The sequence below is a fragment of the Amycolatopsis sp. NPDC051373 genome (assembly GCF_040689465.1).
Taxonomy (GTDB): Bacteria; Actinomycetota; Actinomycetes; order Mycobacteriales; family Pseudonocardiaceae; genus Amycolatopsis.
Genome location: NZ_JBFBAE010000010.1, coordinates 144,035 through 157,978, shown reverse-complemented (window position 1 = coordinate 157,978; position 13,944 = coordinate 144,035). Strand labels below are relative to the sequence as shown.

Below are 13,944 nucleotides of genomic sequence, written 5' to 3'. Positions count from 1 at the left end.
CCAGGACCACATCCTGGCGGGGTCTCCTCACATCAACTCTCGGGGCTAGCGGTCGTCCGCATGCGCCGGACCCGTCGGGACCACACGCAACTGGGCAGGGAACGCGAACCTGCCGGTTGGGTCATCAGCGTCCGGGCTGTTGTCGAACACCTGGATATCCAGTGGCAACCCGATCATGTTCGAGAACCGCTGGGCGGCATTCCCCGCAACCTCCACGTTCTCGACCCACACCATTGCCGCCAGCTTCACACAGAACGGCTGCCGGTATCGAACCTTCAAGTACATGCCCGGCCCGTCATAGCCGGGCATCTCGCAGCCCTGTCGTACCGGGCGAAAGGTCTCCGTCAGCGACCGCACAATGTCAGTCTCGGTTTGAGCCATCAGCTGTTCCCCTTCACTTCCCGGCGACCTTGTCTCCAGCTGTGTTTCCGTGATCCCCACCGTCATGCTTTCCGGGCCACCGGTGAAACACCTCGTGATAGATGTTCGCCGTCAACCCGTCGATCATCCCCTCGGGAACGCCCTCTTTGGCAAGCTCGATCCGCAGAGTTCGGAACGGGGTAGGTGACTCCGCCCAACGGGCCAGACCCTCGCCCCTCGTCCAGTACTTCCACAGGTTGCTGCCGCGGCCAAACTCAAGCTTCGACACCATCACTGCCCCCACGCAACTCAGCCTCACGCGCCGCAACCTCAGCCCGCTTCGCATCAATCAAGTTCAGCAACTCCCGCGGCCGGCGATCCTCCACATTCAAGTTCGCCTCAATCGCCGCATCCAACCCCACCAGCTTCGCCTCACGCTCCATGAACGTGCGAAGCCGATCCATCGCAGCCAAACGCCCACTGTGGTCCCACACAGGCGTCTCAGTTCCGTCGTCGTCGATGGCCGTGACGCGCTTCCCGTTGCTGTAGGCGGGGACAGGATCCGAATCCACCAGCTGCCACAACTCGGTGGACATCGTGGCGAGCGCATCCAGGTGCCGGCGAACCACCTGCTGCTTCTCCTCCAACGGAATCGACTCGCGGATCTTCTTCAGCCGCTGCGACACCGCAGAGTGCGTGATCTTGTACTTCATCGCCAACTGCTGCTGTGTGGCGCCACGGACGTAGGCGTTCCACATGTCCCAGTCGCGTTGTTCGAGCCGACCATTGTCGTCACTCTGAGCCATGGTGGATCACCCCCAGTTGTCAGTTATTGGCAGTGTGTGTCATTAAGGATGTGCAGGTCAGGCAGGGTTGCCGGCTATTTCCAGATGGCGAACGTGAAGTGGAAAGCGAGCCACACCAGTAGGAGGAACAGGGCTCCGCCGATGAGCATGTGAAGGGCAGTCCACTGCCACACGTGCTGCCCTGGGGAGACCTGTTCGAGGCGCCACACGTTCTCGCTGAGGGTGTTCTCGGGGTGGCCGGTGGCGAGTGCCCAGAACTCGGGGATGGCGAAGGCGACGAACATGACGCTCGCCCAGACAGTCCAGTACCAGGACCAGTTGTTCATGGGGTTCCCTTCCAGGGTTGCACTATCCACCACTATCCACTACTGTTGCTTCCATGACGAACAGCACCGGCAAATGCACCCGCTGCGGACGCACCCTCCGATCGGAGAAGTCCATCGCACGCGGCTACGGGCCCACCTGCGAACGCAAGATCCGTGCCGCCGCTGTCGTCATCACCTACAAGCCCACGCAGGTCGCCAAAGCCCTCGAACTCATCGCAGACGGCGGGATCCAGCTCCTCAAGAAGAACCACACCCGCGTCTACCGCACCGTGTCCAGCAACGGCACCGGGCAGTACCTCACCGCCCCCATGGCATGCACCTGCACCGCGGGCATCCGCGGACAGCACGTTTGTTACCACCGAATTGCCGCCCAGTTGATCGCGGCCTGAGCAGGAAGGGAACTGCAATGACTCTCGCGACCTGGCGAACCTGGCAGGACTACGACCACAAGGTCACAATCCCGGAAGGCGAAGTAAACGGGCTAAGTGTCAGTCGTTTCGAGGTGACCGACTTCGAATCCAGCATGTCCTACCTCACCCACCGTGGGCGTGGCGTGCATCCGGGCGTCTACACCAAGCTGACCGAGCGTGGCGTGTTCTGGATGTCCGACACCATCGCCGAATGGCGCGACCACAGAGAAGCGGTGCGGAAGATCAGGGACTTGGATACGAGACGAGTCCTCATCAACGGTCTCGGTATCGGCATGGTGCTCAAGGCGGCTCTTGCCTGCGAACACGTCGAGCACGTGGACGTCGTGGAGAAGGACCCGCGTGTCAAAGCCCTCGTTGGTACCCACTACCTCACGGACCCTCGCGTGGAGATCCACGAAGCTGACGCGTACACCGTCAAATGGCCGGCTGGCACGCGGTGGGATATGGCGTGGCACGACATCTGGCCCGACCTGTGCACCGACAACCTTGCGCTGATGTCGAAGCTTCACCGCCGCTACGGGCGACGCGTGGACTGGCAAGGCTCGTGGGGTCGGGAACTCCTGGTGTCCCAGAGGAGACGAGACAAGAGAATGGGATGGTACTGATGACCGAGATCGACCTCGACCCGTTCCGCACCGCACCGCCGAAACCATCCGATGGGTGCGGCACACCGTGTTCACGCCCCACCGTGGCGACGACGGAAACCTCATCGCCGACAGCGGGCACTCCATCCCGCTCGACATCTACACCCCGGACGCCATCGCTGGGTGGCGCGGCGCTCCCCCTGCGATGGCCAACCACGTCGGCATCGTCGTCGTCGACCCCGAGAACATCGACGACGTCCACGCCGCGGTCACCACCTGGTGCCGAGACAACATCGGCCGCGAAGACATCCAGTTCACCAACTGACTCCCCGAAAGGACCAACAGTGACCACCTTCACCAAGGGCGACGAGATCACGATCGACAACACCACGTGGATCGTCGACAACGTCGTCCAGCCCGGCGCCAAGCGCGCCGGCGTCCGCCTCGTCGACTCGAAGAACCCGAATCACTTCACGTCATTCTTCGACGACGTGCTCCACAACCTCATCCAGAACGGGAAGGCGGTACGCAAGACGACGACCCACGAGGGTTCCAACACCTTCGTCGTCTACGGGCACTTCACCAACGACAGCATCGAGATCTACAACACCAACACCGGCGCCGGCTTCACCATCCACACCCAGAACTACGACAGCTACAAGTCCCTCAGCATATTGCTGGCGAAGGATCAACTGCTCGAACTCGCGGCCGCCGCCCTCGACATCGCCCGCAAGCTCTGACATGAAGATCTACGCCCCCGCCCAGCCGGCAGGCATGGAACATGCAGTCCGAGCGGACGACGGAACCGTCCAGCTCTACAGCTGGACAGGTCTCGGCATCCCAGGAGACACCATCCCCGCCGAATGGGTCGAACTGGCTCCCACACCACACCCGACGAAGGAGACCCAGCAGTGAAGACCGCACAGGAACTGCTCGACGCCTACGCCCATGACTACACCGACCCCGACGGCGAATGCGCACACGACTGCGATGACTACCTCGGGCTGTTGGCCCCGAAGGCGTTCGCCGCCTTGCGCGCCGTCCTCGACGAACACACCCCGGAGGACGAAGGCCCGCAGTACGCGGCTGGCACGCGGCTAGTCTGCACCGGCTGCCTCAACGCCGCCGGCGAGTACCGCGAGTACCCGTGCGCCACCGTCAAGGCGATCGCCGCCGCACTCGACGACAACCAGGCAGGCAAGCAGTGACCACCGAAACCCCCGACTGGATCAAGCCCGGTACGCCGGTCGTCGTCTACGTCGAAAGCCACCGCAACGAAGACCCCCAGCCGCGAACCACCACCATCGCGAAGGTCGCGAAGCTGTCGTTCACCGTCGAAGGGTTCACGAACGCCCGGTTCAAGATCGCAGACCAGCGCAGCCGGCAAGGATCCACATGGAGCTTCTGGCACTACGTGGCCGTACCCGCCGACAGTGATGAAGCCAGCAAAGTCAAGCAGACCACTGCTCGACTGAAGACCGGATACCGCGCGCGGGACGCGGTCGATGCGTGGCGACGAGACAGAACCCGAGAGAACCGTCTGGCCGCGATCGCCGCCCTGCAAGCTGTCGAGGAGTGACCCGCCGTTTGACCGGCACACCGGCCAGATCTACAGTCGAACACATGAGCGAACCAGGGGCAGGCGAGACACTGTGGCGGATCGCGCTCCGTGACGACCTACTCGTCACCATGATCGGATCCACCAACCCGGAACCGTACTGGGCGAAAGACGAGGCCGAACGTGACTGGGCGCTGGAACACCAGCTGCACCGGCCACGCGAAGACTACGTCGTCGAAGAAGTCCCCGGACCCCACTCGCGTGCCATCGCCGATGAGCGCGAACGCCGGCGCCTCCTGCTCCAAGCCCGACACGAACACCTGCGAGGATCACGACCATGAGCGACACCGACACCGTCAAGTGTTCCAAGTGCGACAAGCGGCCTGCTGAGAACGGGGTCCTGTGCACCACGTGCCGAGACGTCATCCAGAACCGACCCGCGTCCGACTACTACAAGGACGCCAAATGAGAGACAGGACCGGCCCATGACCTACACCCGCAGCACCTACTACGGGATCACCGAAGTCCGCTGCGAGCCCGGGGAGAAGTTCCTCCCCGTCGACTGCACCCGACACAGCAACCACTACTGGTGCGCAACCTGCGCCGGCTACTACGGGGTACCGCACAACCTGATCCACACCGGTCGGGACAAGCACCCCAACCGCTTCTACCGCGACTGCGCATGCCGGGTCTGCCGCGACCACGCCGCATCAATCACAGCGCGCTAGCGTCGTCATCCCCGCTGTCGTACTCGACGTAGCCGTTGCGCATGTGGTCCCGCAGGTCGTCGATGTGCGAGGTGAGGATCCCCACCGCCTCCCACGGCATCATGGTTTCATGGTTCAGGTGAAACAAGCCAACGTCGCCGTTCGCGTGCAGCACCTTCACCGAAGCCACGAAGCTGACCGGAACGACACCCTCGGGGAGCCGGTCAGCCAGGTTGAACTCATCAGACACGGTGGCCTCCAGTCGTGATGTATAGCCCGTTACACGGGCAGCGTCGTAGACAAGATCACGACATGAGTTGGTGTTGGCTGGCTAGGCAGGGATCGAACCTGCGACAGCGCGGTTAACAGCCGCGTGCTCTGCCATCTGAGCTACTAGCCATCGAGAGAGGGACGAATGGAGCGAGCCAAGGCCGCGGGCGAAACCGCCGGCAGCGATGCCCGCGCCACTCGATGACACCAAGCCGCTAGGCAGTAGGTGGCGGCATAAACTGTGCTGCCCGGAATTCCATCTCGTACACCAGGCGCAGGAGCTGAGTCGTGAACGCCAATGAACCGGTAGCCTTCTCCAGAGTGGACGCCGGAATCTCGTGCGTCGCTTCGTTCCCCCTCAGCCTGATGATATCGACCCACGGTTTCATCGGCGGCGTTATGAAGCCCGCGTTTTGCAGGAAGTCGATATAGTATGCAAAGCTCTTGTTGGTGTCCGCGCCTTTGTCAACGGCCACGTGCATGAGGATCTTCCTGCACATGAGCTCACAGGCCGTAAACGCACCCCCCGATGCCGTCACCCGCGCCTCGTCGTAGGCTGCCGCGGTGTCTGGAGGCAGTCCGTCGACATGCTCGCCTGCCAAGCCCGTGGGCGACATCCGGTGCCCGTTGAGCACCACGCCTCCGTGGCAGTTCGTGCAGCGAAGCCACGCCACGCTCGGACCATCTTCCCAGGAAGCTGCCAGCACCGCCCCGTATACCGCTTACGAACACAGAGGGCACTTGAAGGCATAGAACGCGTCCGAAGTCGTAGGTGATTCACTGCGAGAATCTGGTGCACCATGAGTGAATGCGCGAATACCAGTGTGTCCAGGCATCATGCGATCGTACAGGGCATCAAAGGATCTTGAGGTTGTCCCAGCCGTCAGAGCCGACCGTGAAGGTCAACAGGCCCGGGTCGGAGTCGTGGCCGGCGCGCAGCCGGTACCACTCCGACCCGTTGTCGACGGTCGGTGCCTGGAACCACCACTTCGACTTACTCGTGTGCGCTGAGCGCCCGGTGGGCTCGACGCGAAGGTGGTGGAAGTGACCAGTGAGGAGGATGTCGGCGTCCGCCGCAGGCTGCCCACCATGCACCTGGTTCGCCCACCACTGCGGCACGTTGTTCGGCCGGTTCACCTGGTGGCCGTGCGCCATCGCGAGGATCGTGCCGTGGATGTCGAACGACATCGTCTCTTCCCAGATGCCCGGGACACGGAACGCGACGTGCGCGAACGCGTCCGGGTTGAGCGTGCAGGCGTCCGCCACGGCAACGAGAGTCTCAACGCCGTAGTCGTCACCAGGACGCCCCAGCGAGTCCTTGCCGCGTCGCCACGCACCGTGATTCGACGGGACACCAGCGACGACCATGTTGGGGTGCAGCTTCGACAGCCTCACCACGAACTCGGTGAACACGCGGCGGGCAACACGCAGCTGCTCGGGGAACGACAGGTCGTTCGTGAAGCCCTGTGCTGCGACGTTCTCGAACGACTCGACACAGTCGCCGACGTCGAGCAGGTACACGGTGTCGGCCTTGATCTGCTTGGAGTGCTTCTCCAGTGCGTCGAGCTTCTCCCACAGGCGCGTGAGGAGTTCCTCCGTGCCGCCACGGGACGCAACCTTCCCGACCTGCATGTCCGCCAACGCCACGACCAGTGCACGGTCAGTGGTGGTCTTCGCCGGCTTCGGCTTCTTCGCGGCCGTGACGACACGGATGATCTCGGCCAGGTCGAGACGATCAGCGGCACCGTCACGATCGACGATCTTGAACCGACAGTAGATGTTCGGGGCCTCTGGGTTGCCCCAATACCGTGAATCGGTCAGAACCACTTCGCGGTGTTCGGGGATGTCCAGGCCAGTGACCCGTTTGATCTCCTCGCGCCACACTCTCTCATCGTCCCCGATCGCGGGCAGCGAGATCGAGACCTCAGCCGGCGCGTTGCCCTCGTACTTCACAGAGGGTTCGAAGCCCTTCGGGGCCGCGGCGCGGGGACGGTGCGCCGGTGTCGACACGGGAACCTCAGTCAGGCGGTCATGCAGAGACATCGCCGCACCTGCAATCCCCACGCCTGTGGCGACGGATCGTCGACTCCCCAATGTCGTAGCCCTCAGCCCGCATCACACGGGCCAGGAACGCGGCAGTAGTGTTCTCGTCCGCCAGGGCGGCGGCGAACGCGGTCAAGTCCTCGTCCGGCATCGACAGGGACAGCTTCGCGATCGTGCACAGAGGGACCCGACGGTCCCGTGGGCCGGCGAGCAGATCAGACAGCGCCATCACGTCACCCCTCACGGGATCATTGGAAGTTAGTGCCCCTGTTTTGCGTCGGGCCGGGGCGGTCCGTACCTGAAGCCGCGCCGTGTGTTGTGGGGCGGCCGGAATGTGGAGGGTTGTGCATCGATCGCCGCACGGGATCCGCTGCCAAGGGATCCGACCCATCCGAGGACCCGGGCGTCTCAGAGCTTGGCTCTCTGTTGACGCCGGACACGGATGAAGCCGCTTACGCTCGTACGGGGAACGATGCACAACCCGAAGGGCGCGGTGAACCCGGGTGTTTCATGAAGGGCAGCAACAGCCCCGTCACCAGGATCTCCCTGGGCACCATGCCCGGGTTCACCGCATCAACTGCCGGGAGCAAGGCTCAACCGGCAGGTATTGAGAGCCCCGGCCGTGCCACCCGAAGGTAGCGACCGGGGCTGTGCGGACTTGGTCGGTGTTCGGTTGCCCGACCTCCCGATCTGACGGTCCGCGCGCCAGCTTGTGGCCCCCGGTATCGACCTTAAGCCGAGTGCCTCAGTTCTGCGCCCGGGTAGACACGCAGGAGGGGTGCCATCACGCGGTCACCAACGCCTCGTTCGTCACCGGCGATCTCTTGAACCACCGCCGTCACCCCCGAGGACCGAGCGCGGCCGAGGAATCGAACCTCGGGACACAATTTCCTCTACCACTGAGTTACCGCGCGCCTATTCAGTTGTGGCTAGATCAGGGGCGGCACTGCCCGGCCCTCTGTCCGGCATGTGCGCTAGTGGCCACTCTATCCCCATCACCGCGTGCCCCTCCCCAGATTCGAACTGGGAACCCTCTGATCCTAAATCAGATGCCTCTGCCAGTTGGGCTAGAGGGGCAGGTGCGCGCGGACGGGATTCGAACCCGTATCCATCCTCCGGCGGCGTTACCCGTTCCATGGAGGCGCTCTACCTTTGAGCTACGGAACGCCTATTCAGTTGTACTTGCGGCACACCCACCCACCGTCCGGAAGGCTGTGTTGCCAAAAGGTCGCCCACCCAGGGTCCCGGTCATGCCCCGGGAAGCACCTGAATGGACTTGCCGCCTCCCACGGAGACGACCGTTGGCTTTTGCCGCTGAACCAGGCGGCGCGACTTCACCCTTGCGGTCCCCCTCACAGTCTAGCGGAAGGGAAGACCCTGGAAACAATTTCTCCAGTGAAGCACACATTACCATTCACGCCACCGACAAGTCCAGCAAACCTGTCACGCAACTCTACCCAGATCAGCCAGGAACGCATTCAACACATCACCCACCCGATACTTCGGCCGACCGCGACCATCACGACCAACCGGAACAATCCGCGGCGGAATCTCCACCCCACCCACCGTTCGCGCCTTCGCATACCGAGACACCCGAGACTGTGCAATCTCAATCCCGATCGCCCCGAGCAGACGACACACCTCGACGGTGTTCACCGTCTTGTCCTCCACGAGCGCCACCAGCTGCGCCTGACGAGACTCCGCGTCCCACACCGCACCACACGACGGACACTTCACCGTCGGCTTGCCCTTCACCGAATACAGGTGCTGATCACACACGCCGATCTCCAGCTCCCCGCCACACTGGCCGAGATACACCCGAGACGGGGCCGCATCGATCACGCGGGCCGCGTTCTGCGTCTCCCGGGTCATGTCCTCCCACATCGCCCCCGCATCCGGCAGAGACGCAATCAGCCCCGGGAACTGGGCAAGCCACGCGCACGCAGCCGGCACCGTCTTAGGCGGGGACGACAAGTGCTCATTGAAGCCCCAAAACTGGTAGGCCCAATACCAAACGAACCGCTGAATCCCCGACCGTGCCTCAGAGGCTGCCTCGTGGAACATGACGGGGGTGTCGTCGCTCTTGCCGCCCGCTGACACCACGGCCAGCTTGTGCTGCCGCGTGAGGGTCACTTCCAGCTCATCCCACAACCCGAGGCTCGAAGCAAGAGACAGCACCCCACCCGGAACTGACGGATGCGTGTGCGTCGCAACAGACATCAACGCAGCCACCAACTCATCAGTGTGCGAGGAGCAGATGACATCCAGGGTCGGACGGCCACACTTCGACACCCCGCACACGTGGTCGTGATCCATGCACTGCTCCTATGCTGGTAGCGGAAACGAATCGTGAAGAGACCCGCTACCAGTGATCATAGGTGCCGTTCACGACAGGCTAGACCTCATCGTAGGTGGCGGCAAAGATGTCAGGCTTGCACGGATAGAATTCGCCTTGCACGCCGCGGATGACCCAGTCACCGGGCGACGCCGTGATAGGCCCCTCCAGCGTTTCGATCTTCAGCACGTGCGTGCCGACAGAGTCGTGGCCTTGGCAGCCTTCGTCGTCAACGCAGCGATACGTAACGGTGGATCCGCCGCCCAGCACCCACTCGATGACAGGCGTGGCACCAGAAGCTGTGCCGTCCCAGCGCATGGCCTGGATCTCAACGGGCTTCTTGCGGAAGGTCTGAACTTCGGACACGTGCTTCTCCATCATCTCTTCGGGTTAACCAGCTTGAATACGCCACGGAACACCAACGGTACGCAGAAGATCGCCGCGAACCGCCAGTCACCGGTCTGCACCGAGTACCACACCCACAGACACGGAATCGCGAACATCAGCAAGCTGATCAACGCCATCCCCGCCGGGTTATGCCGCACCTTCGCCTTACGAATCAGCGCGGCATACTCAGGATTCGCTGCCGTCAACACCATGCCCACCACCGACACCAACGCCGTGATGCCCAGAATCACCCACAGAATCATGCCGCCTCCACCACTCTCACCAGTCCACGCTCCACCATTTCCCGAAGACTGACGTCGCGGTCACGCCAAGTCCGCGCCACACCACCCGGCACACGGCACGGTGCGAACCTGCCGCGGTGCCACACCACATAGCCCTTGTCGTCCGACTCGGCTACACCGTCGAACGAACACGTCGGGCACCAGATCTCACCCTTGCGCTTCACGCTGCCTCCGAGAAATCCATCGCTACCAGGTACACCTGGCTAGAGCCGGCGACGACGTACGTGATTCGATCATCGTTCGACTGGTGCGCATGGATCGTCCGTCCCAGCCCATCGAGATACCGGCCAGCTTCCTTCACGCCCCCGAACGTCCCCGAATACGGAGGTTCGCCTGGTGCGACCTTCTCGAAGTGAATCAGCATCTCTTTCACGCTGCCTCCTCCATCCCTACGTCATTACCGCGCCCGTGCGCGGCCCACGCCCCACCAGCGCGCGCCACCACCGGAGAAGGACCAGGCGGCAACACGTCTCGATGTGGCACCGACGCCACCTGGTTCACACCCGCATCCGTATTGGCGGTGTTGGCCTGGTGCCACAACTGCTGACACTCCACCTGACAAAACCAGTCCGACGGAGAATCCCCCTTAGGACCGCCGCAGTGGGTGCACTTCTTGCTCACGCCGCCTCCCGGAAGTAGTGGGCACGAACCCTGATCAGCCAGTCCTCAGCCAGGGCCACATTCGGCTCCATCGGCAGAGCCGGCGTGCGACTGTCCAACGCCATCGACGTCATGGAGAGCATTGACTCAGCCATCGCGACCCCCTGTTCCGGATCGTCCTCCATGACACGACCGAACGCGTGGAACCGCTCAGGGTTGTCCACCCGCACCGACAGCGTGCCCGACCACCACAAGTCCCGGATCTGGGTGCACAGCCGCATCAGGTGCCGCGCGTGCTTCCCGGTCCTCCCCGCGGTAGCAGACGAGAACGATTCGCCGCGGAGCTTCAGCCGCTTGAACTGGCTCACCGCATACCCGAGGTACGCATCCCGCGCCGCATGGGCACCGATCAGCTGACCGCGGATCGCGACCAGCTCACGACCTAACTCAGTCTGGTGCTCATACTCGTCGAGCCACAACAACTCAGACACCGTCGGGTTCGCCTGCAACACCAAATGCAGTGCCTTACCCACCTCATGCACCGTCACATCCGGAGACGTCGAGACACGAGAAGCGCGACGACCCACCGGCATGCTAAACCCGTGAAACGCCACCGTCGGAGCAGCCGCAAAAACCAGACGATCCACATCCGATTCGGGGCCGGCCAACCCGTAGGCGGTCGACCCCACCACACCACCGAGAACCGGGGACCACTCCATCAGAAGTCACCGTCCGCGACCTGCAACACGGTCAGCCCGATCGAACGCCACGCGTTCACCACGCGGTCACGATCGTCGAGGACGCATCGGACGTTCCAGTTGTGCCGGATGTGCTTGTCGAACAACTCCAGCTTCACCACGTCGTCGCGGCGTGTGTCGTTCGCGGGCCGCATGTGCAAGTCTGCGAACGGGGCCGGGATACGCCGGCGCAGCCACTCTTCCGTGACCTGACGGAATCGTTCGTCGCGTCCGGAACAGAACACCAGATGCCGACCAGACAGGTACAAGGCACGCACGACCTCGATCACCGCACGGTTCGGCCGATCCAGGTGATAGCGACTCGTGTCGTACGGGTCCCGGACATCGTGGTGCAGCGCCACCGTGCCGTCGATGTCGACCATCACCGCCGACGGAAGACGTGGATCCGCCTTATACGGGGCGCCGGTGGCATCGACAGGTTTCTCGGGGATCGGCAGCGGCAGCGTACGGCCGGCGAGGAACTTGCGGTGCATGCCCTCGATCACCTCGCGCCCGACCGACGCGTCCCGCTCACTGTCCCGGGCGACGCACACCCGCAGCTCGACGTGCGTGAAGTCCTGCACCGCGAAGTCCGCGCCGCACCGCCACGCAATGGCGGCGAAATTCCGCACGTACTTCGCGCGCAGGTTCGTGTCGTCCACAATCACCGACACCCCGGCGCGCAGCAGCGACTCAACGCCCCCGTGCTGGACCTTCGTCACCTGCTCCTCGGTTGTGTAGCTGCCGTAGAAACCGCCGTGCATCAGCGCCCGGAGTTCGTCTCGGTTCAGCCGGACCAGGGTGCCAGGTTCTGCCGCGGCGATCTGGCTCGTCGCCCACGAGGTCTTCCCGCTAGCCGGCAGGCCGCGCGTCACAGTCAAGGTGGTCATGCTGCTTCCTCCACGGGTGCGTTGGTGGGTCTCCATTCGGCGCCCGGGTCGACCTTCTTCCACAGTTTCGGGCGATAGTCGCGCCCGTCAGCCATGTTGAACAGTGCCCACCCCAAGGGTTCCGTCTTGGCGACCATGGCGAACTCCTTGCGGGACGCACCCTCCGGGAGCTGTGCCTGCACCCTCTCCCACGCAGCCTCAATGTCATCCACCATCTTGTCGACACGTCGGTCAAGTTCGCGAACAACGTCAAGGACCCAGGCGTGAAACTCGTCGGGCAGCGGTTCGATGAGCTCTCGGATTTCCTTGCCTTCGCAGATGTGCTGCCACACTGTGCGGGCGTTGAGACCAGTGACGATCTTGTGGAGGGCGACGTAGTCCTCTTGCTTGATCTTCACGCGTTCGTCCGAAGCCACGTGCCGAACAACCAACCCCTCAGCGTTCAGCCGCGGCGGCGCAGCCAGAGCCTCAGCCAGGGTGCAGTACGGGAACTCCTCGACAGCCGGACCAGGCCAGTAGGGATCGGGCTTGTAGGTACGTCCCGCACCATCGAGCTGAACACAACCCAGATGCACCAAGTCGTCCACACCATCGTAGTCGACGACGATGCGGTTCTGCGGATACAGGATCTCGAACAGGTACGTCATCCCCAGGTTCGGCGAGAACCGACCCTCGTAGCGCTCCCGCCACACCTCGGTTGCGTGAAGCGCCTGCTCACTGGCGAAGGACCCACGCGTCGCGATAGCCCAACCCCCAGGTGTGGGGTACAGGATCCCCAGCGAACCGTCCACCTTGTCCTGCGTGACCACCGGGTCATTCAGATCGAACACCGGTGCGCCGGCCTGACCGTAGTTGAAGAACTTCCTGAACGGCCGCGCCACCACCGCGCCGGTGGTCAAGTCCACGATCAGGCCGCGACAGGTCAGCGTGACCTCATTCCACGCGCCTTCGTAGGCGGCCTTCTCAGCATAGTTGTAGATCGCCAACGGCAGAGAGGGATGGGTCTGCACCCGAACGTAGCCCTCAGCCACCATGCGTTCCAGCAAATCCGGATCCAGGATCTCGTCAACGTGCGTCATGACGTGCCCTCACGGTGTGGGTGGCTGTTGTCTACTTAGAACAGTAACCCGACAACACGACAAGCTTTTCGGTTCAAGCCGCCCGGGAATCGAGGTCCGCTATGGCACTGGCCGCCAACGCAACCACGCTGATATGGACGCCAGGTGGTTCACCGATCTCCGCGATCCGCTTCGTCGCGTCCAGGTGCACCACTTGCGAGTCGTCCACCCACACGACTTTCGTCAGAGCGTCCAGCACTGCTCTGGAGAGCTTGTCGCAATCCGGCTTCTTCACCGCGGGCGGTGTCGGCTTCGTCTTCGGGGTCGCGACCGGGCGGGGCATCACGAACGACAGACGCGCCAAGACCGGACCCGACACAAGGTCCCCGTCGTAGTGTTCGCGGGCGATAGCTGTGATGTGCTTCCGCCACGGCGCCAACGCCTTCGACATCTCGTACACCCGACCGCTACGGCTCACGCCCTTCGAGCCTTGCGGCGCCGGCCTCCCATCCACGAAGAAGTCAGCCACCACCGTCCCACGGATCACTCT

The 13,944-nt window shown here is 63.3% G+C and carries 24 protein-coding genes and 2 tRNA genes; 10 read left to right on the top strand and 16 right to left on the bottom strand.

Annotated features, from left to right (window positions below; genetic code table 11):
* Positions 1 to 45 precede the first annotated feature (45 nt).
* The 3 genes from AB0383_RS20425 to AB0383_RS20415 all read right to left on the bottom strand — a co-directional run bounded on the left by AB0383_RS20425 (position 46) and on the right by AB0383_RS20415 (position 1,492).
* A complete protein-coding gene (locus AB0383_RS20425) occupies positions 46 to 381 on the bottom strand; it encodes a hypothetical protein (RefSeq protein WP_366188221.1) in 336 nt (111 codons plus the stop codon).
* A 254-nt stretch (positions 382 to 635) separates the two neighbouring features.
* On the bottom strand, positions 636 to 1,166 hold the full coding sequence (locus AB0383_RS20420; protein ID WP_366188220.1) for a hypothetical protein: 531 nt from the start codon (positions 1,164 to 1,166) through the stop codon (positions 636 to 638).
* A gap of 74 nt (positions 1,167 to 1,240) precedes the next feature.
* Positions 1,241 to 1,492 (bottom strand): hypothetical protein, encoded by a 252-nt coding sequence (locus AB0383_RS20415; protein WP_366188219.1) that lies wholly within the window; start codon positions 1,490 to 1,492, stop codon positions 1,241 to 1,243.
* A 53-nt stretch (positions 1,493 to 1,545) separates the two neighbouring features.
* Here AB0383_RS20415 and AB0383_RS20410 point away from each other — a divergent pair, with 53 nt between their 5' ends.
* Genes AB0383_RS20410 through AB0383_RS20365 form a run of 10 tightly spaced genes read left to right on the top strand, consistent with a single transcriptional unit; the run spans position 1,546 to position 4,793 of the window.
* Complete coding sequence (locus AB0383_RS20410; RefSeq protein ID WP_366188218.1) at positions 1,546 to 1,881, top strand: DUF6011 domain-containing protein; 336 nt, start codon at positions 1,546 to 1,548, stop codon at positions 1,879 to 1,881.
* A gap of 17 nt (positions 1,882 to 1,898) precedes the next feature.
* Entirely contained in the window at positions 1,899 to 2,528 is a 630-nt protein-coding gene (locus AB0383_RS20405; RefSeq protein ID WP_366188217.1) for a hypothetical protein, read from the top strand.
* Positions 2,529 to 2,583: 55 nt separating this feature from the next.
* Positions 2,584 to 2,832, top strand: coding sequence for a hypothetical protein (locus tag AB0383_RS20400; RefSeq protein WP_366188216.1), 249 nt, complete (start codon positions 2,584 to 2,586; stop codon positions 2,830 to 2,832).
* A 19-nt stretch (positions 2,833 to 2,851) separates the two neighbouring features.
* Positions 2,852 to 3,247 (top strand): hypothetical protein, encoded by a 396-nt coding sequence (locus tag AB0383_RS20395; protein WP_366188215.1) that lies wholly within the window; start codon positions 2,852 to 2,854, stop codon positions 3,245 to 3,247.
* 1 nt (position 3,248) lies between these two features.
* Positions 3,249 to 3,422: a hypothetical protein gene (locus AB0383_RS20390; protein WP_366188214.1), complete on the top strand. Its 174-nt coding sequence runs from the start codon at positions 3,249 to 3,251 to the stop codon at positions 3,420 to 3,422.
* Positions 3,419 to 3,715: a hypothetical protein gene (locus AB0383_RS20385; protein ID WP_366188213.1), complete on the top strand. Its 297-nt coding sequence runs from the start codon at positions 3,419 to 3,421 to the stop codon at positions 3,713 to 3,715. Before AB0383_RS20390 ends, AB0383_RS20385 begins: the two co-directional genes overlap by 4 nt.
* The gene (locus AB0383_RS20380) at positions 3,712 to 4,086 is read left to right on the top strand and encodes a hypothetical protein (protein WP_366188212.1); all 375 of its coding nucleotides are present in this window, start codon (positions 3,712 to 3,714) and stop codon (positions 4,084 to 4,086) included. Before AB0383_RS20385 ends, AB0383_RS20380 begins: the two co-directional genes overlap by 4 nt.
* Positions 4,087 to 4,130: 44 nt before the next feature.
* Positions 4,131 to 4,406 carry a hypothetical protein gene (locus AB0383_RS20375; protein ID WP_366188211.1) on the top strand — a complete coding sequence of 92 codons (276 nt, stop codon included), beginning with the start codon at positions 4,131 to 4,133 and terminating at the stop codon, positions 4,404 to 4,406.
* A complete protein-coding gene (locus AB0383_RS20370) occupies positions 4,403 to 4,534 on the top strand; it encodes a hypothetical protein (RefSeq protein ID WP_366188210.1) in 132 nt (43 codons plus the stop codon). Before AB0383_RS20375 ends, AB0383_RS20370 begins: the two co-directional genes overlap by 4 nt.
* A gap of 16 nt (positions 4,535 to 4,550) precedes the next feature.
* Positions 4,551 to 4,793, top strand: a complete 243-nt coding sequence (locus AB0383_RS20365) for a hypothetical protein (RefSeq protein ID WP_366188209.1) — start codon at positions 4,551 to 4,553, stop codon at positions 4,791 to 4,793.
* Here the strand turns inward: AB0383_RS20365 and AB0383_RS20360 are convergent.
* The 13 genes from AB0383_RS20360 to AB0383_RS20300 form a co-directional block, all read right to left on the bottom strand.
* Entirely contained in the window at positions 4,780 to 5,022 is a 243-nt protein-coding gene (locus tag AB0383_RS20360) for a hypothetical protein (protein WP_366188208.1), read from the bottom strand. The genes AB0383_RS20365 and AB0383_RS20360 overlap by 14 nt on opposite strands.
* Positions 5,023 to 5,096: 74 nt before the next feature.
* A tRNA-Asn gene (locus tag AB0383_RS20355) sits at positions 5,097 to 5,172 on the bottom strand.
* An 85-nt stretch (positions 5,173 to 5,257) separates the two neighbouring features.
* A complete protein-coding gene (locus AB0383_RS20350) occupies positions 5,258 to 5,680 on the bottom strand; it encodes a DUF4145 domain-containing protein (protein ID WP_366188207.1) in 423 nt (140 codons plus the stop codon).
* 217 nt (positions 5,681 to 5,897) lie between these two features.
* The gene (locus AB0383_RS20345; RefSeq protein ID WP_366188206.1) at positions 5,898 to 7,085 is read right to left on the bottom strand and encodes a hypothetical protein; all 1,188 of its coding nucleotides are present in this window, start codon (positions 7,083 to 7,085) and stop codon (positions 5,898 to 5,900) included.
* Positions 7,086 to 8,088: 1,003 nt separating this feature from the next.
* Positions 8,089 to 8,162, bottom strand: a tRNA-Leu gene (locus tag AB0383_RS20340).
* A 366-nt stretch (positions 8,163 to 8,528) separates the two neighbouring features.
* Positions 8,529 to 9,401: a hypothetical protein gene (locus tag AB0383_RS20335; RefSeq protein ID WP_366188205.1), complete on the bottom strand. Its 873-nt coding sequence runs from the start codon at positions 9,399 to 9,401 to the stop codon at positions 8,529 to 8,531.
* A gap of 79 nt (positions 9,402 to 9,480) precedes the next feature.
* Positions 9,481 to 9,786 carry a hypothetical protein gene (locus tag AB0383_RS20330; protein WP_366188204.1) on the bottom strand — a complete coding sequence of 102 codons (306 nt, stop codon included), beginning with the start codon at positions 9,784 to 9,786 and terminating at the stop codon, positions 9,481 to 9,483.
* 11 nt (positions 9,787 to 9,797) lie between these two features.
* Entirely contained in the window at positions 9,798 to 10,070 is a 273-nt protein-coding gene (locus AB0383_RS20325) for a hypothetical protein (protein WP_366188203.1), read from the bottom strand.
* A gap of 199 nt (positions 10,071 to 10,269) precedes the next feature.
* Positions 10,270 to 10,482 (bottom strand): hypothetical protein, encoded by a 213-nt coding sequence (locus AB0383_RS20320; RefSeq protein ID WP_366188202.1) that lies wholly within the window; start codon positions 10,480 to 10,482, stop codon positions 10,270 to 10,272.
* A gap of 244 nt (positions 10,483 to 10,726) precedes the next feature.
* The gene (locus tag AB0383_RS20315; protein WP_366188201.1) at positions 10,727 to 11,428 is read right to left on the bottom strand and encodes a nucleotidyltransferase domain-containing protein; all 702 of its coding nucleotides are present in this window, start codon (positions 11,426 to 11,428) and stop codon (positions 10,727 to 10,729) included.
* Positions 11,428 to 12,321, bottom strand: coding sequence for an AAA family ATPase (locus AB0383_RS20310; protein WP_366188200.1), 894 nt, complete (start codon positions 12,319 to 12,321; stop codon positions 11,428 to 11,430). Before AB0383_RS20310 ends, AB0383_RS20315 begins: the two co-directional genes overlap by 1 nt.
* Before the next feature lie 11 nt (positions 12,322 to 12,332).
* Complete coding sequence (locus AB0383_RS20305) at positions 12,333 to 13,415, bottom strand: RNA ligase (RefSeq protein WP_366188199.1); 1,083 nt, start codon at positions 13,413 to 13,415, stop codon at positions 12,333 to 12,335.
* 73 nt (positions 13,416 to 13,488) lie between these two features.
* The gene (locus tag AB0383_RS20300; RefSeq protein WP_366188198.1) at positions 13,489 to 13,941 is read right to left on the bottom strand and encodes a RusA family crossover junction endodeoxyribonuclease; all 453 of its coding nucleotides are present in this window, start codon (positions 13,939 to 13,941) and stop codon (positions 13,489 to 13,491) included.
* Positions 13,942 to 13,944: the final 3 nt, after the last annotated feature.

Bases quoted from the DNA above. Each gene is read 5' to 3' on its own strand.
- AB0383_RS20425 (WP_366188221.1), bottom strand. From the start codon at position 381: ATGGCTCAAACCGAGACTGACATTGTGCGGTCGCTGACGGAGACCTTT.
- AB0383_RS20420 (WP_366188220.1), bottom strand. From the start codon at position 1,166: ATGGCTCAGAGTGACGACAATGGTCGGCTCGAACAACGCGACTGGGAC.
- AB0383_RS20415 (WP_366188219.1), bottom strand. From the start codon at position 1,492: ATGAACAACTGGTCCTGGTACTGGACTGTCTGGGCGAGCGTCATGTTC.
- AB0383_RS20410 (WP_366188218.1), top strand. From the start codon at position 1,546: ATGACGAACAGCACCGGCAAATGCACCCGCTGCGGACGCACCCTCCGA.
- AB0383_RS20405 (WP_366188217.1), top strand. From the start codon at position 1,899: ATGACTCTCGCGACCTGGCGAACCTGGCAGGACTACGACCACAAGGTC.
- AB0383_RS20390 (WP_366188214.1), top strand. From the start codon at position 3,249: ATGAAGATCTACGCCCCCGCCCAGCCGGCAGGCATGGAACATGCAGTC.
- AB0383_RS20375 (WP_366188211.1), top strand. From the start codon at position 4,131: ATGAGCGAACCAGGGGCAGGCGAGACACTGTGGCGGATCGCGCTCCGT.
- AB0383_RS20370 (WP_366188210.1), top strand. From the start codon at position 4,403: ATGAGCGACACCGACACCGTCAAGTGTTCCAAGTGCGACAAGCGGCCT.
- AB0383_RS20365 (WP_366188209.1), top strand. From the start codon at position 4,551: ATGACCTACACCCGCAGCACCTACTACGGGATCACCGAAGTCCGCTGC.
- AB0383_RS20345 (WP_366188206.1), bottom strand. From the start codon at position 7,085: ATGTCTCTGCATGACCGCCTGACTGAGGTTCCCGTGTCGACACCGGCG.
- AB0383_RS20335 (WP_366188205.1), bottom strand. From the start codon at position 9,401: ATGGATCACGACCACGTGTGCGGGGTGTCGAAGTGTGGCCGTCCGACC.
- AB0383_RS20325 (WP_366188203.1), bottom strand. From the start codon at position 10,070: ATGATTCTGTGGGTGATTCTGGGCATCACGGCGTTGGTGTCGGTGGTG.
- AB0383_RS20315 (WP_366188201.1), bottom strand. From the start codon at position 11,428: ATGGAGTGGTCCCCGGTTCTCGGTGGTGTGGTGGGGTCGACCGCCTAC.
- AB0383_RS20305 (WP_366188199.1), bottom strand. From the start codon at position 13,415: ATGACGCACGTTGACGAGATCCTGGATCCGGATTTGCTGGAACGCATG.